Genomic DNA, 2,880 nt, shown 5'->3' with positions numbered 1-2,880 from the left:
CGTCGTCGAAATCCCGTGCCGCCAGCACATCCGCGCGGCTGAGGCGGTACTCGCCATGGATGCGCCGGCTCTCGCGGACGCCAATCTGGTGGCTCAGCCCCGTCATCGCGGCATGCTCGTAGCCAGGCACGCGGTCGCGCAGGAACGAGGCGTAGGCCAGTGCCTGGCGCCGGCCCTCGATCTCCGCGTGGGTGAGCTGCTCGGCGTCCGTGGCGTCCACGTCGCCCACTCGCGTCATGTTCGTGGCCATCATCCCATCCACCGGGGTGATGTGGATGCTGCCTTCCTTCCGGGGGAGGTCGTAACGGCCGCTCGCAATGGCTTCCGCCATGAGCGCATGGAGGTCCTTTTTGGTCACTTTCAGGGCGCGCTCCATATCCACATTGACCATCTTGAACGTCGTCGTGAGCGACTGCACGGGGCCATCCGCCGGGCCCTCGAAGGGTGCCCCGGCGGCCGCGGCCACGTCGGCGTCGCCCGAGGCGTCGATCACGACCCGCGCCCGCAGCGCCAGCAGGCCCGACTTATTCGCCGCGACGACGCCGCACACCCGGCCGTCCTCGACGAGCGCGTCCAGCACGAAGGTATGGTAGAGGAGGCGAACGCCGGCCTGACGCGCCAGCGTTTCCCAGACGATCTTGAGGATGTCCGGATCGTACGTGATGCCGTCGCCGGCGCCGTACGTGTTGGGGCGGATGAGCGCCGCGCCATGGCCCATCAGGGCGTCCACCACCCGGTCCGGCACCCCGCCGACCACCTTCTGACGCGGTTCGCCGGGCGTGTAAAAGCCGTAGAAGGTGTCGAGCACCTGCGTGCTGATCCCCCCCATGAACCCGTACCGCTCCACCAACGCGACCCGAACCCCCTCGCCGGCCGCCGTGATCGCCGCCGTAGCGCCGGCCGAACCGCTCCCGACGACGAGAACGTCGGTGGTGAATGTGTTGGGAAGAGAGCGCGAAAAAACGTGAGGCATTGGATACGTTAGGGAGATTGCAAAGTGTAAAGTGTAAAGTGTAAAGTGTAAAGTGTAAAGTGCAACGTGCAACGTGCAAAATGTGAAGAGAAGGATACCTAATTTGCACTTTTCGCTTTTCAGATTGCACTTTAATTTTCACTTTTCACTTTTCACTTTTACCTTACTGTCCATCCTCCATCCACCGTCAGGACGGCGCCGGTAACGAAGGCGGCCTGGTCGGAGGCGAGGTAGAGGGCAGCGCGGGCCACGTCCTCGGCGCTGCCGAAGTCGCCGGTGAGGGGTTGCAGGGTTTTGAGGCGGGTTTTGATGTGGTCGTTTTCCTGGGCGCGCCGGCTCATCGCCGTCGCGATCAGGCCCGGGCAGAGGACGTTCGCGCGGATGCCGTTCGGGGCGTAGTAGCTGGCGATCGACCGCGTGAGGCTGATGACGGCGCCTTTGCTGGCCGCGTAGGCGTGGGTGCCAAAATCCTCATCACCCCCCACCATCCCGAGGACGGACGCGAGGTTGACGATCGAGCCCCGACCCTGCGCCAGCATCTGGGCAACCAGGTATTTGCAGCACAGGTACATACTCTTGAGGTTGACATCCATCGTCCAGTCCCAGCCGGCTTCCGTGCAAGCGTGCACAGGCCCGTCGCCATGCCGGCGTCCGCTGGCGCCGACGACGTTAAACGCCGCGTCGATCCGGCCGAACCGAGCGACGGCCTGGCGGACGGCATCGTCGACATGACTCGCCTGGGTGACGTCGGCCGGGAAAAACGCGGCGTCGGCGCCGCCGGCTCGGATCGCATCGATCGTCGCCTGGCCCTGCTGGATGTCCAGGTCGACGCCCACCACCGTGGCGCCGGCCTCGGCGAACACCCGGGCCGCCGCCTGCCCGATGCCGCTGGCGACGCCGGTGACGAAGGTGATTTTGTCCCCCAGGATCGGCGTCATGATCAGCGCCCGTTTACGCCGCCGAGGGCGCGTACCATGCGCCGGCGGTAGTCGTCGTAACACACGTCGAACCGCTTCTTCGACTCCTCCGAGCCGATGAACCAGCTGCTGGAGAGCACAATCGGGGGCTTGCCCATCCGCGTGAGCCGCTCGGCGATCAAACACTTCAGCGCATTCACCACGGCCGCCCCGCCGATGGTCGAACCCGGGCCGACCGGGTCCTCCAGTCCATCGATCTTCACCATCGCGTCGCCACCCGGCGTGCCGTTGTCGATCGTCACGTCCGAAACATCGGGAAGGCGCTTGCCCGAGCTATGCAGCGGCTTCGCACCGAGGCAGTGCTCCATCGACACGACGCTGATGACGGGCAAGCCCTTTTTGCGGGCTTCGATGGCCACTTCGACCACCACTTCGTTTACGCCGCTGTTCGAGAAGACGATCATGCTGTCCGGCGCCTCAAGCACGAAGTTGCGCAGAATGACTTTCCCAAAGCCTTCCACATGCTCGAGGTACATGGCCTGCCGCTGCCCGTTGGAGCCGACGACGGGGTTATGGAACGTGAGCGAGAGCTCGACCATCGGGTGGAACCCCGGAAAGCTGCCGTGGCGCGGAAACATCTCCTCGATGGGGATGCGCGAATGACCCGAACCGAAGAGGTGGACCAGGCCGTCGTTGCCGATGCTGTGCGCGCAGATGTCGGCCGCCCGCTCCAGCGCCGGCATCTGGGTGTCACGGATACGGGAAATGATCGCCTGCGCGGCGTCGAAATAGGCAAGTGCGGGGTTCATGGATGGTTGGCAGGTTACAGGTTGGCAAGTCGCAGGTTGGCAGGTTTGTCGCAATGCTTACATTTCAAGCAAACATGTAACCTTAATACTTCGGACACTTTTTGTAGCTCGACCGTTCCTGACGATCAGGCCCCTCCTCGATCCGAGGAGGGGCAAATCCCGTCGGCGCGTAGCGGTGACG

3 protein-coding genes are annotated in these 2,880 nt (G+C 64.3%); all 3 read right to left on the bottom strand.

Annotated features, from left to right (window positions below; all coding sequences use genetic code 11):
- A partial coding sequence (locus SH809_00225; GenBank protein ID MDZ4698101.1) for an FAD-dependent oxidoreductase occupies positions 1-973 on the bottom strand: 973 nt, incomplete at its 3' end.
- A 158-nt stretch (positions 974-1,131) separates the two neighbouring features.
- The gene (locus SH809_00220) at positions 1,132-1,911 is read right to left on the bottom strand and encodes an SDR family NAD(P)-dependent oxidoreductase (GenBank protein ID MDZ4698100.1); all 780 of its coding nucleotides are present in this window, start codon (positions 1,909-1,911) and stop codon (positions 1,132-1,134) included.
- A 2-nt stretch (positions 1,912-1,913) separates the two neighbouring features.
- Positions 1,914-2,699, bottom strand: coding sequence for an SIS domain-containing protein (locus SH809_00215; protein MDZ4698099.1), 786 nt, complete (start codon positions 2,697-2,699; stop codon positions 1,914-1,916).
- Positions 2,700-2,880 lie beyond the last annotated feature (181 nt).

It is taken from the genome of Rhodothermales bacterium (assembly GCA_034439735.1).
In the GTDB taxonomy this organism is placed as follows: domain Bacteria; phylum Bacteroidota; class Rhodothermia; order Rhodothermales; family JAHQVL01; genus JAWKNW01.
This window is presented reverse-complemented; position numbering and strand designations above follow the sequence as displayed.

Coding starts and splice junctions, on each gene's coding strand:
- SH809_00220 (MDZ4698100.1), bottom strand. CDS start 1,911: ATGACGCCGATCCTGGGGGACAAAATCACCTTCGTCACCGGCGTCGCC.
- SH809_00215 (MDZ4698099.1), bottom strand. CDS start 2,699: ATGAACCCCGCACTTGCCTATTTCGACGCCGCGCAGGCGATCATTTCC.